Source organism: Rothia mucilaginosa, from assembly GCF_001548235.1.
GTDB lineage: Bacteria > Actinomycetota > Actinomycetes > Actinomycetales > Micrococcaceae > Rothia > Rothia mucilaginosa_B.
In genome coordinates this window covers 1,582,673-1,599,000 of sequence record NZ_AP014938.1, presented here as the reverse complement: position 1 = coordinate 1,599,000, position 16,328 = coordinate 1,582,673, and the positions used below count along the sequence as shown (strand labels likewise).

The window sequence follows — 16,328 nt, the reverse complement described above, 5'->3', positions numbered from 1 at the left end:
GGGCGGCGGCATTGGGGGCAGGTGAGCGACCTCAACCCGGCAAGATAGTGCACCTATCCCCTACTGGAGACAGGACTAGTTCTCGACGATGTTCTCCGTAGCGTTCGCAACGGTTTCGCGGTTAATGCGGCGTTCGCGCAGCTGAGACACAATGACCAGCACCGTAATGACAATGGCGAGGGCGAGCGGGAACATCCACGGCTCCAGGCCGAGCGCGGCAAGAATTGCGAAGCCGATGGTGGTGTAGATGCACGCCCAGATGAAGGTTCCGAGCAGCATCGCCGGAACCCAGCGCCGCAGCGGCATTTTCGTGAAGCCGGTCGTGATGATGACCGCGGTTTGCAGACCCACGGTGAGAAAGCAGAGGGGCACGGCAATTACGCCCCACCGGTTAATCAAGCGGCGCGCTTTACGGTAGAGCGGGCTGTCCATGGCTTTGCGGATGCGGTCGAGGCGCGCGCCACCTTCAGCAGCGAGCGCACCAAGAGCGTACACGATGCTGGTGCGGACGATACCGACCACCCACATGAAAGCTAGGGCAACCTCAATCGGGAGTGCGTCAAACCATTCTTTCACCCGGCTATTCTCTCACGAGTGGGCAATATTGGCCTGGTTGTAGGTTCTTTGAGGCTTCTTACTTCGACATATGGAGGGGGCTAAAAAGTTTTTTAAATTTTTTTCAGCCGGGGGTTATTGCCCCTTGTCGCCTGCAATGGCGCGGATTTTACTTAGGCAAACCTTAGTTTATTGACAGGGTGTCGCTATTTTCGGCTTGTATCAGGTACAGGAATTAGGATATATTTTTATTACCGAATAGGGCAGGCCTTGTGGGAAGGTCTTCCTAGTCGGTCTAGAAGACTTTCTTCCTGTGTGTGATGCTGGAAAAGGAACCCCATGGACGGGGTTCCTTTTCTTTTTAACTATTCCTTTCGCGGACTCCATTCCTCAACCCATTCCCAGAATCCATTCCCAGACTCCAGGGTCAGGAAAACAAAAACCCCGACAGCGTGAACTGTCGGGGTTTATGCGCATCTAGAACAAGGCCTACTTCTTACCCTGATTCTTACCCTGATCCTGGCGGTGCAGGGCGCTCAGCGGCTTGGGCAACTGAACCGGGTTCCAGGTGTTGCTCACAGCCTCAAAGGAGGAGCCAGCACCGGGGTGACGGTTCGTCGAACGAACACCACCGGTCGCAATAGCACCGTTAGAGTGAGCAGGGTCGTTCAGCGAGGCGATATCCAGTGCGTCGAACTCGGAATCATCCAGGACATCCGGCAGAGGAATCTCTTCGGGAATCGGCTGAGCGGCAGGAGCCGTGGGAGTAGCAGGCGCCTGGCGGACGGGCGAACCGTCACGCAGAGCCTGACGAGCCACCGGCTGATCCGGGTGAATTACCGGCTGCTGTGCGGCAGCTGCCACCGGCTGCGCGGGTACCTGCTGAACGGGCTGAACAGCCTGAGCGGGCTGGGGCACTACCTGCTGGGTAGCAGGTGCCGGTGCCTTCTGAACAGGCTGAGGCTGTGCAACCTGCGCCTGTGCCACCCGGGGCTGCCCTGCAGTGCGAGGCGCAGCAGCGGAGGAAGCACGAGTGGCGGAACCGCTCTCCTGATCGAAGAGCACGCTACCGCGGCGAATCGGCTGGAAGCGGCTCGGACGCTGCTGGCGACGCTCCTGACGGTGAGCCGCAGACGGCTCGGTAGAACCAGTAGGGGCAGAACGAGCGGGTGCCGGGCGAACGGGACGAGCAGCCTGAGAAGGCGCGGGCGCCTCCTCGCGAGCAGTAGCCCCGGGTGCATCCTCAGATGCCTCCACCGCAATGTGCGCACGGCTCGGGCGTGCCGCCTCACGGTTCAGGTTGCCGGCAGACTTGCGGGCAGCGGGCTTGCGGGTAGCGGGACGCGACTGAGGCTCAGATTCTTCAGTAACTTCAGAATCCGGGCCTTCAGCACCCGGGCCATCTACCGATTCGGGTGCATCGTCGTAGGCTTCGTCATCCTCGGAGCCTTCGTACGCTTCGTCCTCAGCATCATCACCCTCAGCGCCTTCTGCTTCAGCCTTGGCGCGGCGCTCATCACGGTTCGCCTTCACCTGATGGGCAAGAGACTCCAGCAGACCAAAACGGCTCACAGCCCACGCACCACCGGCAAGAATCAGGAAGAGAACAGCCCAACCCCACGCCAAACCAGCAAAGAGTGCCAGAAGGCCGGTGACCAGGGCAAGCACACCCAGACCGGCGGCAACCAGCAAGGCAATACCGCTCGGGCTTGAGGTATCAAAGTACGACAGGACGGAAGGCTTTGCCTCCTCCACTACAGGGATTGCATCGGTATAGGGCGCAGTGGGGGAAGATTCGCGAATCTGCGAAATAGAAGCCGTGTCCGGGGCAGGCTGAGCGGAGTCATCGACAGCGTGAGAGGAAGAAGCCTGCGGAAGAGCAGAAGAGGGCAGGGAGGTACCCGGCGCCACCGCATGATCGGAAGACTGGTACGCCTCCGACTCATTCAGTAGCACACCGGCGGAGGCGAGAATGTCCTCAGCGGTACGCTCGGCACTAATCAGGGGACGCTCAGGCTCCATGACGTGACCTGCGGGCGCGCGACGGAGGCTCCTGGGCACAAACCACAGCAGCAAAATCACGGTCAGAATTACCAACACACCGGAGGTGTTCAACAGCGTCATATCAGGTCGCCCTCTATCGTCCCTTTATCCCTAGACTTTAATCATACCCTTATATTCCCGATGCTTTCCATAAGAGGAAAGAATCGGGCTGGATATGCGCATATACCCCAGAAGGAATATGCACCCGAGCATGCCGGAGCATACTCACCACAGAAATATCGCCAAGCTCTCACTCGGCACTATCTGTCTACGAAACAAGGAAGGCGCCCTCCCTCGGAGCTAACGCCCCACCGGAAAGAACGCCTTCCTCAGCGTGGTTGGTATTTATCGGTTGCCCTCGCTAGAGAGCGGATGCAGAGTGCTTAGCAGTTCTCTGCGACAAAGTCCTTCAGCCATGCACGCAGGTCGTCACCGAACTCGGGACGCTCAGCAGCAAGAATAACGTTTGCCTTCAGGTAGGACAGCTTGTCACCGGTGTCGAAACGGCGGCCAGAGAAGACCACGCCGTAGACACCTTCGCCTTCACCCTCGCCCTGAGCCAGGGTCTGCAGAGCGTCGGTCAGCTGAATTTCGCCGCCGCGGCCCGGAGCGGTGTTCTCCAGAACCTCGAAGACCTTCGAGCTCAGAACGTAACGGCCAATCACAGCGTAGTTCGAGGGAGCCTCATCAGCAGCAGGCTTCTCAACCAGACCAGTAATCTTAACGAAACCGTCCTCGCCCTCAACAGCCTCAATAGCAGCTGCACCGTAAGCAGAAATAGCCTCGCGGGGAACCTCCATCAGAGCAACGACGGAACCGCCGGTACGCTCCTGGACCTCCACCATGCGAGCGAGCAGATCTTCCTTCTCGTCAATCAGGTCATCGCCGAGCAGAACAGCGAATGCCTCATCGCCGACGTGGCGCTTTGCGCGCAGAACAGCGTGGCCCAGACCCTTGGGGTCGCCCTGACGCACGTAGTGCAGGTCGCCGCCCATCTCATTGGTAGCTACCACGGATGCGAGCAGAGCGTCCTTACCCTGCTCGGCGAGCTGCTGCTCCAGAACGGGAACGCGGTCAAAGTGATCCTCGAGAGCACGCTTGTTACGACCGGTAATCATCAGAACGTCGTTCAGACCGGCACGAATTGCTTCCTCCACCACGTACTGAATCGCGGGGCGATCGACGACGGGGAGCATTTCCTTAGGGGTTGCCTTCGTTGCGGGCAGGAATCGGGTGCCCAGACCAGCAGCAGGAATAACTGCCTTAGTAACAGACTTAATTTCAGTAGCCATGCCACAAGAATACCCTAAGTTGTAAAGTACTTAAGGCGATTTATCGAGACTATGACATGAAAAAATCTTCAACGTGACTAACTACATATCAGTGAAGGTACATTCTTAGGGGTGCAGAGAGAATACGCCCCATTCCACTCAACGCTATTCTTCACAAACCCTATACTAAAAAGTGGATTCTATACCCCGGCAGATTAGGCCGCTTTTCGCTGCCCACAAGGATGTTTTCGCACCGCCTCGAACATCCTCAGCGCGAAGGCGCCATGGCCCAAACCAGCTCACCTAGCCCATAGAGTCACTCTCCCCCACCCCCTATAAGACCTCACCCGCAATGACGATGGGACACACAATGCCTCTCAACACCACAGCCGCCACCAGCAACTCCGACGCAGGAGCCAGCGCAGACGACATCTCCCTGGATAAAGACATTCTCCGCTCCCAAATCCGCCCGCGCCGCCTCACCGCACGCAGCCACCGTGGCGAACACGGCCAGCAGCGGATGACTAACCTTTTCACCCGCCACATTCTCGAGGCCATCGCGCAGCGCCTCCACTCCCCCGGCACCATTGCGGCATACCTGCCTACCAAATCCGAGCCGCCCATCATTGAAGCACTAACCCGCCTGCACAAGGACGGACACCGCATCCTCGTGCCCGTCGTGCGCCCCGGACGCAAACTCGCCTGGGTGCACTGGGACCCCGCCGTTGAGCACCCGCTCAGCCCCATGGGAATCCCCGAACCCGAGGGCGAAGAACAAGACGAGCGAGCCTTCGTGAACGCCGATGTGCGCCTCATCCCCGCTCTCGCCTTTGACGCTGGCGGGCACCGCCTCGGCCAAGGAGGCGGCTACTACGACCGTCTTATCCCCCTGCTCAGCGCACAGCAGCTACAGGAGCAGAGCATCGGCGTGGTCTTCGCCGATGAAATTTATGAAGCTATTCCCTACGACCGGTGGGACGCCATTCTGCCGGTGATCCTCACCGAGGAAGGTATTTTCCGCACTCACCCGCAGGGCTAAAAGAACCCGACTCACCCATCCCCGGTTTGCTCTTGATTGACACCCCAAATCTTTAGGCAAAAGCGTAAAGATATGCGAGACACATTAATAAAAGCGCTCACGAAAAAGACGAAAAGAAACAGAAATAGCTATTTGAGAAGAAAACGCAAATAGCTCCCAACCTTTCAAAAGCGGTACACTCAAACCACGTTAATAAACCATCCCAGCGAAAACGGATACAGAAGGACAAAATGCCGGTCTACGTTTACCAGTGCAAGAATTGCAACCACGTCTTTGAACAGCGCCAGTCCTTTAGCGACGATGCACTGCGCATCTGCCCGCAGTGCGGCGAAGAAACCCTGCGCAAGCGCTACAACACCGTCGGAGTGACCTTCAAGGGCTCCGGCTTCTACAGCACCGACAAGGGCAACTCCTAAACGGGGTCCCACACCAGCCCAAAAGAGGGGCGGGGCAACACAGGTTGCCCCGCCCCTCGGCGTTTTAAGAAGTGCTCTCCCTCAGGAAGACGCTACACGATATTGTTACCCCAGTGCGGAGGACGCTGCTGACGCATCCATTCCAGACGCTCACGCTCCTCCGGGGTCAGCGGCTGCGCAGAAGCAGCCGCCTTCTGAGAACTCGCCTTCTGGGGGTTCTGCTTCTGGGCATCAGCTTTCTTCGGGGAAGCCCCCGCGGCAGAGGAAGTACCCGAAGCCACAACCGGAGGCGTCGTCACACCCACCAGCAGAGGCTCAGCCCCGCTCACCGAGCCGCCGCCGCTCACACGACGGTGACCGCGGCGAGGCTTCGGCGTCGACGAATAACTAGCCACGAACCTCAGCGCCCTCATCCATATCCAGGTAGTGCAGCACGCGCGCCACCACAGCGTCCGGATCGGCGAAAACCTCCAGGGTGCCCAGCGTAATGTAGTTCCAGCCCGTGCGGCTCAGACGCTCCGGCAGCAGGCGGGTACGCTCACGCACCGAAGCACGCGCATAATTCGGCTCACCATCGGAGCACGCCACCAGCGGCATAGCCGCCGGAACACTCGGGTTCGAAGAGACCACGGGAGCCACACCCAGCGCGGGAACCGGCTCAGCCGCCAGCTTCTCCGGGGCGTGCGCAATCAGAGCGATATCGCCCTCACCGCGGGTCACACGCACACCGCGAGCCTGCAGACGCGCCACCAAATCGTTCAGCAGCCAGTCGCCCAAATCCGGGGTGTCCGCGTCGTCGGCGGCCAAGAACGCGTTACGCGGCAGGGTCTCCGGCACGCGCTGTGCCTTCGCTTCCACCTCTTCACGCGCCTGACGTTCCGCGTGTTCACGCAGCAGGTGGTAGAAATCCACCGCGCCATGATGCAGCTTCTGCGGGTCCAGCTCGGAGGGGTCAATGCACGAGACAATGCGCAGGGCACGGCGTGCACGAGTCAACGCCACCACAAAGCCCTGGCGGCCATGCTCAGCAGACAGCTGACCCAAATCGTAGGACGCCTGACCCAGGCGGGCACGACCCACACCCAGGGAGAAAATCACGGTATCGCGTTCAAGGGTCTCGGCGCGGGTCAGGTCGACCACGCGGAAAGACTCCTCACCGGCGGCGAAGAACGGCGCCAGCTGCGGGTACAGGCTCAGGGCGTGACGCACCGACTCAGCCACACGCTGAGCGTGCTTCGGGCTAGCCGTCACCACCGCCAGCGAACGGTCTGGGGTACGGTAGGCGTGCTCCAGTACCAGGTTCGTCACGCGCTCCACCTCAACACCGGGCGAATCCAGGTTCGCGTTATCGCTCACTTTACCGCGAGTATCAATGTACTCAACGGTCAGCAAACCGGCGGGCTGGGCGGAGGCGCGGCTCACCGGAGCCGCATGCAGCTGCGAACCGTAGAACTCACGGTTCAGGTAGTCCAGAATCACCGGGTCCATGCTACGGTGCAGCATCGCCAGGGTGCGGTTGGGCAGTACGGTAGCGAGCACGTCGAAGGTGCTGTCCAGCTGCTCACCTGCCGGTTCCGGCGCCCCAAAGGTCGGGGCGGACACGATGAACGGCGAGGGGTAACCCGAATGCGGGTCGCCCAGGGCAATCACCTGGTCGGCGCGGGTAATCGCTGGCAGGTTCGCTGCCAGCGGGGTCGACTCGGAGTCCAGCAGCAGCACCGTATCAAAACGCATGGAGGCGGGAACCTTACGCGCCAGGGCGAAGGGGCTCGCAGTCCACAGCGGCAACAGGGTACGTGCCATCACCGGGGCGTGAGTCAGCAGCTCCTCGAGCACGAACTCGTAGCCGCGCAGCTGGCTCTTCAGGTACGCTGCCTGATCATGCTCAGACTCAATACGCTCAGTCCACACGCGAGCAACCTTCGCCAGCAGACGCGCCGGGGCGCTAGTCATGTGGGCGTAGTCGGCACGGCGGAAACGGGACTCCATATCGCGCAGGCGGTCGCCGTCCAGCAGTTTACCCTCGTGATGCTGCAGCAAGAACTCCAAGGCAGACTGCCACCAGGCAAGCTCCAGTTCAGCGGAAACAACCTCGGTCGGAACCTGACGCGCGTACAGGTCATCGAGCAGCTCCGACAGGCCGCGCTCACGCAGCTTCTGGGTCAGGGCGTCACGCTCCGGCAGGGTCATGAGCAGCACGCGGTCCGCCATGAGGGCGTCCAGGCGCGCGTCCAGGGCATCCAGGTCGGTGCGTACAAAGTCGGTGCCCTCAACGGTGTCAGCCAGGACAATGCCTAGGCCCGCCAGTTCAGATACCAGGGAGTTCAGGGCGGCAGCCAGCTGATCCAGGTTCTCAGGAATCTGCGGGGTGCGGGGCGCCTCAATGTGGCGAATCCACTCGGCACGCTCGGCCTGAACAATCTTCAGCTGCTCGTGCAGGTCACCAATATTCACGCCGGGCAGGATGTACTCCTTTGCCGCGCGGCGCAGGCGGGAACGCTGCATACTGCTCATCTCGATGCCGTTCTCACGGCGCCACGAACCGGATGCAGTCGCCGCAATCAGGTCGGTCACTGGACGGTCGTAGACGTCTGCGCGGAAACGCTTGAGCGTCTCACGGATGCGCATCAGAATCGCCAGCTGCGACTCCCACTCGGCGATGGTGCGGCCGCGGCGCAGACCCAGCATGGCGCTGGTGCGGTTCATCGCCTCGCGCAGGTTCAGCAGGGAGGACTTGAGGGTAATGACCAGGGCGTACGCCTCGGCGGCTTCCTCGTCATTGACCAGGCGGGCACGGTACCACGGGGAGGTACGCGAAGCCGCCGCAAAACCGTCAATCTCGCCCAGGCGTACCAGGTCGGCGCGCACCTGCTCACGCTCCATGAGCGAGTCGAGCATGGGGCGGTCAAAACGCACGCGGGTTGCCGGGCCGTCCTCGGAGGCGGTCAGCTCAGCCAGACGCTGTAGCGCCGAGTAGACGGAAATCTGCCAGTTCGCGTCCTTGTTCAGCAGGGCGCGGGTGTGGTCGAGTAGCGCGGCACGGGTCGCGACGAGCTCTTCGTTCAGGTCCTCAGAGTTCGGCTCTTCGGCGCTCTCATTGCGCACAATGGCGCGAATGAATTCGGCGCGCTGAGCCTCAGAATCGTGCTCGGCAAGCAGGTCGTAGCGCAGGCTCTCGATGCCGGTGCGCTTGAGCAGCGCAGAGAACTCGGCAAGGGTGGAGCGCTTCTCGCCCACGACGAGCACGGACTTACCGCGCCCCATCAGCGCAGAAGCAATGTTCACTGCGGTGCGCAGCGGCTCGGTGCCGGGTGCCGCAGTGATAGTGAAGGAGAAGCCGCTGACCGCGGTGTCGATAATCTCCTGAGCGTTGGCGTCAGCGTCCAGCAGGAGCATTTCCTCTGCCGGGTCGCGCTGATCCAGAGGCTGCTGCAGATTGTGTGCGTTGAGCTCACGCGGCTTCACGCCGGGAACCTTTAGCGCCGCCAGGTCACGAACCAGAGGGGTGATGGCGGTGTGCGGCAGCTCGCCCAGGCTTTCCTTCAGATCAGCGAAGGTGGAGATGAAGTACTTCGACTCGATGGTCATGCCCGGAATACGACCGGCGGAGGCGCGCATACGCTCAATAACCGGCTCGGGGTCCAGACGGGACATGGAGTTCGCCAGCTGCGCCACGTCCATGGTGCCCAGGTCAATGCCGTATTCCTGCTTGATCTGTCGGACCATCGCCGGGTTCAGGCGTGCAGAACCGGCGAGGCGCAGTTCGAAGTCGTCGTCCTTCGGGTGCGGGGTGATGCTCAGCGGCGCCATGAGGATCGGTGCGATGAAGCGCTTCTCGTAGGCGGCGGCATCCTCGCGGGTGTCGTGCGACAGCCAGGAGGCGGTACCCGCCACGAAGTAGCCGGAGTCCAGGCCGTGGTCGGTGGCGAGTTCGTAAATCTTGGTGCGCAGGGTGCGTGCGGAACGCATGCCCGCCTCCAGCTGCGACTTGTCGCGCAGAATCGTGGAGAGGCGGGTCTTACGTCCGGCGAGCAGCTGTGCCAGGCCGGAGGGGTTCGCCTCGGACAGGTCGATGTGCACGTAGTCGACCTGGTTGAAGTCGAGCATCGCGTCGGGACCGGTGTAGACGTCCATCTGTTCCGCCCAGCGCTCAAGCCCCGCCGAGGGGTCAAAGTCCTCGTGGGCGGGGTTCAGGTGTGCGGGCAGCTCGGCGATGTTGATTTCGTCGGCTACTTCGTGGGTTTCCTCTGCTGAGGTCGCGGCGGCTGCGGCGGGCTGAGCGGTATCAGCCGGGGCGCCGGGTGCGTGTTGCGCGTCGGTAGGCTCGGGAATCTGGTTCACGTCGTGAGTGTCCTTGTGGGTCAGTGCGGTGTACGTTTGCGCGTACACACCGAAGATGGTGGTTCTTCCGGGGTCCTCTGCCCGGTGTGCCTCATGCTGTGTTTCAAGCGGGGCGGGTGTCAGTGCGCGCCTGCGTGCTTAATGCGCCGATGTGCTTAATACGCCGGGTGCTTACTTCGACCACATTGCGAGGTTGGCGGCGAGCAGCACTACGGTGACCAATACGTAGAAGACCATGGCGGGCAGAAGCGCCCAACGGTACTTGGGTGCCAGTTCGCCTTCCAGGTTGCCGAAGCGCAGGGAGCGGAAGAGGAAGAAGCTCAGGATTGCGCCGGGCAGGTTACCGATGATGACCAGCAGAATGGTCAGGTACAGGGCGTAGGCTCGTTCGGTGCGTTCGTTCTCTGCGCCCGCGAATTTGAGGGTGCCGCCCAACAGCAGGCTGAGGCATGCGTTCAGGAATGCCACGGTGAAGAAGGGAATCTTCAGGGCTGCTTGGAAGTCCATCTGGGAGTTCGCTGCGCCCAGAGCAATCCACAGCAGTAGCAGCGCGGGGATGATCATGAGGTACCAGAACAGGTACTTACGCATCTTCTCAGTGTTTTCGATGAGCGCGAAAATTGCGGTCACTGGGTGTCTCTTTCAGGTGATCTCAGGTGGATTCGGTCGGATTCAGGAGGAGTGAGTGAAGGGGCAGGTGGGCACAGTAATGCCTTGTCAGGCGTCGATTTCGCCCCCGCTGTTGAGGACGTCATCCACCTGGTCCTGCAGGGACTCGCGGCGCTCATTCTCAACGAATTCAATGTAGCGGCGCACGATGTAGTCCAGCAGTACCGACAGCGCAACGAAGGAGTAGTAGGGCTTGCGCTGGGTGCTGATCTGGGTGGGGGTCGTCTGGTAGTGCAGGGAGTACTCGGCGTGTGAAGACATGTAGTTCACACCAATGGCGGTCACCGCAATCATGGGGATGCGGCGCAGCGCCAGCATCTTAATGTGTTCGCGCATGTTCTCGGTCTGACCTGAAAAGGACACAATAATGACCACGTCGTCCTGGGTCATATTGTTCATGGCGCTTTCGAACTCATTGCGCGCCGGGATGACCTGGCAGAACTTACCGCACACCTGCATGGACTTGGTAAATTCCTGCACGGCGTTGCGCTGCGCGTAGCCGGTACCGAAGCAGTACACGGTGCGAGCCTCATGGATGCGCTTGAGCAGTCCGCTCAGCTCCATGTGCTCGAGGTAGTCGTAGGTGCGCTGAATATCTTCGCGACCGCTCTCAATGAACCGCGGGTTGAAAGGTTCGCTGCGGTTCAGAGAGGACTTAATGAAGTACTTCAACTCGGCAAATCCGGAGAAGTTCAGCTTCTTCGTCAGGCGGATAATTGAGCTGGTCGAAGTATAGGTTTTATGTGCCAGAGAGTTGATCGTTGACTCTGCAACGAACTCTTCGTTTTCTAGCATGAATGCCAAAATTTCCCGTTCAGTTTCACTGAATCGGTGCTGGTTCGCATTCACGACGTCTTGTAAATCCACTCAAAGCTCCTGAATCCGATGGTGAGCAATATATAAATAGTACACGCTCTAGGGTCATCGGCCAGGGTGGGCGAGGTTGGTCGTCTCTCACTTTGGGTGGGTGCCTCGTGCAGATTTGAGTCCGGGTGCGAGCCTGGGTACAGCTTCGCCGGCGGCATCGGTGTTATCCGATACCGCCGGCGAAGTCTATACCTTATGAGGCGTTATGCCGTCAGGTGGTTGAAAGCTGAAGTCTCTTAGGAGAGGGTCTTAGCTTCGTTCACCATGGTCTCGAAACGCTCGCGAACCTGGGGAACGTCCATGCCGACGATGACCTGGAATGCCTTGCCCTTGCGGACGAGGCCCAGAGCACCTGCATTCTTGAAGTCTGCATCCGAGGTGCTGACGAGGGACTCATCAGCAACGGAGACACGCAGGCGGGTTGCGCAGTTGTTCACGGTGGTGATGTTCTCTGCGCCACCAAGCAGTTCGAGGAAGCCTGCTGCGCGGGGTGCGTAGAGGTCGCCGTCAGCTGCGGGAGCTGCTGCGCCGCCGTCCTTCTCAGCAGCCTTGGCAGCCTTGTACTCTGCCTTGCTGTAGAGCTTGGTCTCGCCACCGTCTTCTTCACGACCGGGGGTCTTGAAGTCGAACTTCAGAATCATGAAGCGGAAGACCAGGAAGTAGATAACGGTGAAGCACAGGCCCACACCAATCTGCATGAGGTAGGTACCGGAGTGGTTTGCCCACAGCGGGATCCAGTTCTGGAACAGGAAGTCCAGCAGACCGCCACCCATGTAACCAACCAGACCCAGCTGGTACATGATTGCTGCCATGGATGCTGCCAGGATTGCGTGGACCAGGAACAGCGGGGGTGCCAGGAACAGGAAGGTGAACTCGAGGGGCTCGGTGATACCAATCAGGATCGCGGTGAGGCTGACGGGGATCATCAGAGCGAGAACTTCCTTGCGCTTCTCGGGGCGAGCGGTGGTGTAGAACGCCGCTGCGATACCGATGGGTGCGAAGACCTTGGAGTTACCGTGCAGTGCGAAGCCGCCGCCGGGGAACAGTTCCTTCAGGGGCTTGTCGCTCTTAGCGAACTCGCTCAGGTGGCTCGGCCAGTCCTTAGCGATACCGTTCGGGGTAACAACGTTACCGAAGACGAACGGGGAGTAGATGAAGTGGTGCAGACCGGTCGGAATCAGGAAGCGCTCGAGGAAGGTGTAAACCCACACACCGAGTGCGCCGGATGCGATGAAGAAGCCCTGCAGGGAGGAGATGCCGTGCTGAGCGTAGGGCCACAGCCAGGAGAACAGGAATGCCACGGGCATCATCAGGAAGAAGCAGACGCCGTAGACGTACTGCGAGCCCTGGAAGATACCGAGGAAGTCGGGCAGCTTCTTGTCGAACCAGCGGTTGTGTACCCACACCACGATTGCGGAGATAATGATGGCACCGAAGATACCGGTGTCCATGGTCTTGATGCCGGCGATCATCTTCAGACCGGTACCTGCAGCACTCTCAGAGATGTCGGTGCTGTAGTCCAGGTCGAAGAAACCGGTGCCGCCCTTGCCCCATACCTTGAGCATGGCGCCGACGAAGTAGTTGAAGGTCAGGTAGACCATTGCAGCTTCCATCACTGCACGTGCGTTAGCGGTCTTTGCCAGTGCAATGGGCAGACCAATCACGAAGAGCAGTTCCATCTGGTTGAAGACGGTCCATGCGCCGGCTTCCCAAACAGACCAGAAGTGGTTCCACGCGCTTTCCTTGTCAGCAGCGAGGGGGATCAGGTCGCCGTTCTGTGCAATGATCGCAATACCGACCGCGAGGCCAGCAAATGCGAAGAGAAGAACGGGTGCCAGCATGGCAGAGCCGAACCTCTGTACTTTTTCCATCATGAGGCTATACGCCCTTTCGGGTTGTCGAGTGAGCGGACGCAGGGGTTGGCGCTCGTTGCCAGCCTGCTGTTCATGCATTCGAACGCCGTATCTTTATACCCCCAAATGGAAGTGTATGAGAGCGGCGCCACATAACCTGCGTGCGCTAAATGCCGAATGTGTTTTAGACAAAAACAATAATGCCAGGTCATACCTGCCCACACATACCAAAAATAGAAGTTTTGAAAGAGTTTTTCAGAACCTGAAACATCTCCCGGCACTGGTTAAAAATACTTGCCGCAGATGAGACTTTTCCTCTATTACCCAGCCCACAGAATCGATAGCATAAACAGTGCACCCGTAGGTTGAGAGCCCACACAACGCTCCCAACCGTCAACAACGGAGTGCATCCCTCAAACTTCTTTATCACGCACTACCCCGGACTTAGTTTTATGCGCTTCCTCACCCTCAACACCCACAGCTGGTGCGAAATCCACCAGATTTCGAAAATCCGCACCCTCGCAAAGTTCATCATTGAACAGCAGGTGGATGTCATTGCACTGCAGGAAGTCAACCAGCTCACCTCCACCCCCGTGGTGAAGGAACCCCTGAACTACCGCGGCGGCGCAGGCGTGCCGGTCCGCGAAGATAACTACGCCCTGCTCCTCGTACAGGCACTCAATGAAATGGGTGCAACCTACGAGTGGACCCTCACCGAAGCCCACATCGGCTGGGACCTCTACGACGAATGCGTAGCAATCCTCTCGCGCCTGCCGATTCGCGGCATCAAGCCCATCGAGATGTCCCCCGACTACGACTACCACCAGGTACAGCGCCGCGCCGCGCAGGCAGCCCTCATCGAAACTGAGACGGGCACCTTCTGGTGCGCTACTACCCACATGTCCTGGTGGGACTTCAACGGCGAGCCCCTCTTCGCGCAGGAATACACCCGCCTCTCGCAGGCACTCGCAGAATGCGCCCTCACCGCACCCGTGCTACTCGGCGGCGACTTTAACTCCGCCGCGCATCTGAGCGATAAAGGCTACGCTTTGGTCACCTCCAGCGGTATGGTCGATACCCGCTCGCTGGCGGAGCACACCGACGGCGAAAACACCGTCCACCGCGAAATCGCCGGTTGGGAAGGTAACACGGACGCCAAGCGCATCGACTTCGTTTTCGCCGACCGACTGCTCACGGTCCTCTCCCACTCAGTTGTTTTCCGCGACAACTCCCCCGAGGCCATCTCAGACCACAGCGGCCTACTCCTGGAAATTGACCCCTCCAGCTGGGCGCCGCAGAGCCTCCTTACACCCCTCACCAACCAGGGCTAAAGGGCACCAGACGTTAGCCGCCCAACACGACGGCACCTCTCGCGCCAACACCCCTGACAATCTCCAAGGAAAGGAACAATCATGACGACCCAAACCCAGTGGTGGCAGGAACCGGTGGTCTACCAGATCTACCCCCGCTCCTTCAACGACTCCAATGGCGACGGCATTGGCGATCTGCCCGGCATTACCGAGAAGATTCCGTACCTCGCCAAGCTGGGTATTCAGGTGCTGTGGCTCTCGCCCATCTACGCTTCCCCGAACGATGACAACGGCTACGATATCTCCGACTACCGCGCCATCATGACCGAGTTCGGCACCATGGAAGACTTCGATGAGCTGCTCGAAACCGCGCACAAGCACGGCATCAAGCTCATGATGGACCTGGTCGTCAACCACACCTCCGACGAGCACGAATGGTTCAAGCAGGCACGCTCCTCCAAGGACAACCCCTACCGCGACTACTACATCTGGCGCGACCCCAAGGGCTTCGACGAGGACGGCAAGCCGATTCCGCCGAACAACTGGATTTCCTGCTTCAGCCCCTCCGTGTGGGAATGGGACGAGGCGACCGGCCAGTTCTACCTGCACTACTTCTCCATCAAGCAGCCCGACCTGAACTGGGAGAACCCGAAGGTCCGCGAAGAGGTCTACGACATCATGCGCTTCTGGCTGGACAAGGGCGTGGACGGCTTCCGTATGGACGTCATCAACCTGATTTCTAAGGACCTCTCCTTCCCCGATGACCCGGCAGTCCTCGCCGGCGGCCTCGACAACTGCCTGGCTGTCGCAGCTAACGGCCCGCGCGTGCACGAATTCCTGCAGGAGATGAACCGCGAGGTCCTCAGCCAGTACCCGGTCATGACCGTGGGCGAAACCCCCTGCGTGACCGTGGACGACGCCGCGCTCTACACCGGTTTCGACCGCAACGAGCTACAGATGGTGTTCCAGTTCGAGCACATGGACGTAGACGCCTCCGAAGGTGGCGTAACCGGCAAGTGGTCCGACCGCCGCTTCAACCTGGTTGACCTCAAGAAGGTCCTCACCCACTGGCAGGAGGGCCTGCACGGCCGCGGCTGGAACTCCCTGTACTGGAACAACCACGACCAGCCGCGCACCGTCTCCCGCTTCGGCAACGACTCCCCCGAGTACCGCACCGTCAGCGCCAAGATGCTGGGCACCGTACTGCACCTGATGCAGGGTACCCCCTACATCTACCAGGGCGAAGAGCTGGGCATGACCAACGTCTTCTTCGACGATGTGAAGGACTACAACGACCTGGAGATTCACGACTCCTGGCGCAAGTACGTTGAAGAGTCGGGCCGTGTCTCCGCGGAGGACATGCTGCGCTACATTAGCGCCTCCGGCCGCGATAACGCCCGCACCCCCATGCAGTGGACCGCCGGTGAAAACGCCGGATTCACCTCCGGCACCCCGTGGCTGAAGCTGAACCCGCGCTACACCGAAATCAACGCGGAGGCAGAGCTCGCCGACCAGGATTCGGTGTTCTACCACTACCGCGATCTGATTAGCCTGCGCCGCGAGTACCCGATCATCCTGACCGGCGAGTACCGCCTGCTGGATGAAGAGGATGACCAGGTTTACGCCTACCTGCGCGTGAACTCCGATGAGGACGCCGCCGCAACCGGCGAGCGCGCCCTGCTGGTCGTCGCCAACTTCACTGACGACACCGTTCAGCTGAACTACGCGGGCGGCAACCTGGACTCGGTGGTGCTGACCAACTCGCAGGCTCTCTCCCCGACCGAGCTGAAGGCTATCTCGAACGTTCCGCAGCTGATCAGCTCGAACTACCGCGATGAGAACCGCGAGTTCACCGACGAGGGCACTCTGCTACGCCCCTACGAGGCTAAGGTCTACCTCTTTGGTAACGCCGAGTAGGCACGCTCCGAAATAATAATGCGCGAGGGGGGCCAGACGCGGACGTT

At 60.1% G+C, this 16,328-nt stretch carries 12 protein-coding genes; 4 read left to right on the top strand and 8 right to left on the bottom strand.

All coding sequences use genetic code 11. The features are described from left to right. Nucleotides 1–75 precede the first annotated feature (75 nt). The 3 genes from RM6536_RS06290 to galU all read right to left on the bottom strand — a co-directional run bounded on the left by RM6536_RS06290 (nt 76) and on the right by galU (nt 3,890). A complete protein-coding gene (locus RM6536_RS06290; protein WP_060824463.1) occupies nt 76–576 on the bottom strand; it encodes a DedA family protein in 501 nt (166 codons plus the stop codon). A 468-nt stretch (nt 577–1,044) separates the two neighbouring features. Beyond that, nucleotides 1,045–2,679: a hypothetical protein gene (locus tag RM6536_RS06285; protein ID WP_060824462.1), complete on the bottom strand. Its 1,635-nt coding sequence runs from the start codon at nt 2,677–2,679 to the stop codon at nt 1,045–1,047. Between the two features lie 302 nt (nt 2,680–2,981). Continuing rightward, nucleotides 2,982–3,890 carry a UTP--glucose-1-phosphate uridylyltransferase GalU gene (galU, locus tag RM6536_RS06280; protein ID WP_060824461.1) on the bottom strand — a complete coding sequence of 303 codons (909 nt, stop codon included), beginning with the start codon at nt 3,888–3,890 and terminating at the stop codon, nt 2,982–2,984. A 349-nt stretch (nt 3,891–4,239) separates the two neighbouring features. Here galU and RM6536_RS06275 point away from each other — a divergent pair, with 349 nt between their 5' ends. Both RM6536_RS06275 and RM6536_RS06270 read left to right on the top strand, forming a co-directional pair. Continuing rightward, nucleotides 4,240–4,908: a 5-formyltetrahydrofolate cyclo-ligase gene (locus RM6536_RS06275; protein ID WP_231917941.1), complete on the top strand. Its 669-nt coding sequence runs from the start codon at nt 4,240–4,242 to the stop codon at nt 4,906–4,908. Between the two features lie 230 nt (nt 4,909–5,138). Next, entirely contained in the window at nt 5,139–5,324 is a 186-nt protein-coding gene (locus RM6536_RS06270; protein ID WP_005508445.1) for an FmdB family zinc ribbon protein, read from the top strand. Between the two features lie 92 nt (nt 5,325–5,416). On the opposite strand, the gene RM6536_RS06265 is transcribed toward RM6536_RS06270, so the two are convergent. The 5 genes from RM6536_RS06265 to RM6536_RS06245 form a co-directional block, all read right to left on the bottom strand. After that, entirely contained in the window at nt 5,417–5,719 is a 303-nt protein-coding gene (locus RM6536_RS06265) for a hypothetical protein (protein ID WP_141744676.1), read from the bottom strand. Continuing rightward, nucleotides 5,712–9,713, bottom strand: coding sequence for a DEAD/DEAH box helicase (locus RM6536_RS06260; RefSeq protein WP_060824460.1), 4,002 nt, complete (start codon nt 9,711–9,713; stop codon nt 5,712–5,714). The genes RM6536_RS06265 and RM6536_RS06260 overlap by 8 nt, the downstream gene beginning before the upstream one ends. Before the next feature lie 123 nt (nt 9,714–9,836). Next, nucleotides 9,837–10,295: a hypothetical protein gene (locus RM6536_RS06255; protein WP_049341819.1), complete on the bottom strand. Its 459-nt coding sequence runs from the start codon at nt 10,293–10,295 to the stop codon at nt 9,837–9,839. A gap of 87 nt (nt 10,296–10,382) precedes the next feature. Beyond that, nucleotides 10,383–11,183 (bottom strand): MurR/RpiR family transcriptional regulator, encoded by an 801-nt coding sequence (locus tag RM6536_RS06250; RefSeq protein WP_255402013.1) that lies wholly within the window; start codon nt 11,181–11,183, stop codon nt 10,383–10,385. Between the two features lie 254 nt (nt 11,184–11,437). Next, the gene (locus RM6536_RS06245) at nt 11,438–13,075 is read right to left on the bottom strand and encodes an alpha-glucoside-specific PTS transporter subunit IIBC (protein WP_060824459.1); all 1,638 of its coding nucleotides are present in this window, start codon (nt 13,073–13,075) and stop codon (nt 11,438–11,440) included. Between the two features lie 431 nt (nt 13,076–13,506). Here RM6536_RS06245 and RM6536_RS06240 point away from each other — a divergent pair, with 431 nt between their 5' ends. Both RM6536_RS06240 and RM6536_RS06235 read left to right on the top strand, forming a co-directional pair. Beyond that, complete coding sequence (locus RM6536_RS06240) at nt 13,507–14,385, top strand: endonuclease/exonuclease/phosphatase family protein (RefSeq protein WP_060824458.1); 879 nt, start codon at nt 13,507–13,509, stop codon at nt 14,383–14,385. 81 nt (nt 14,386–14,466) lie between these two features. After that, nucleotides 14,467–16,281 carry a glycoside hydrolase family 13 protein gene (locus RM6536_RS06235; protein ID WP_060824457.1) on the top strand — a complete coding sequence of 605 codons (1,815 nt, stop codon included), beginning with the start codon at nt 14,467–14,469 and terminating at the stop codon, nt 16,279–16,281. Nucleotides 16,282–16,328 lie beyond the last annotated feature (47 nt).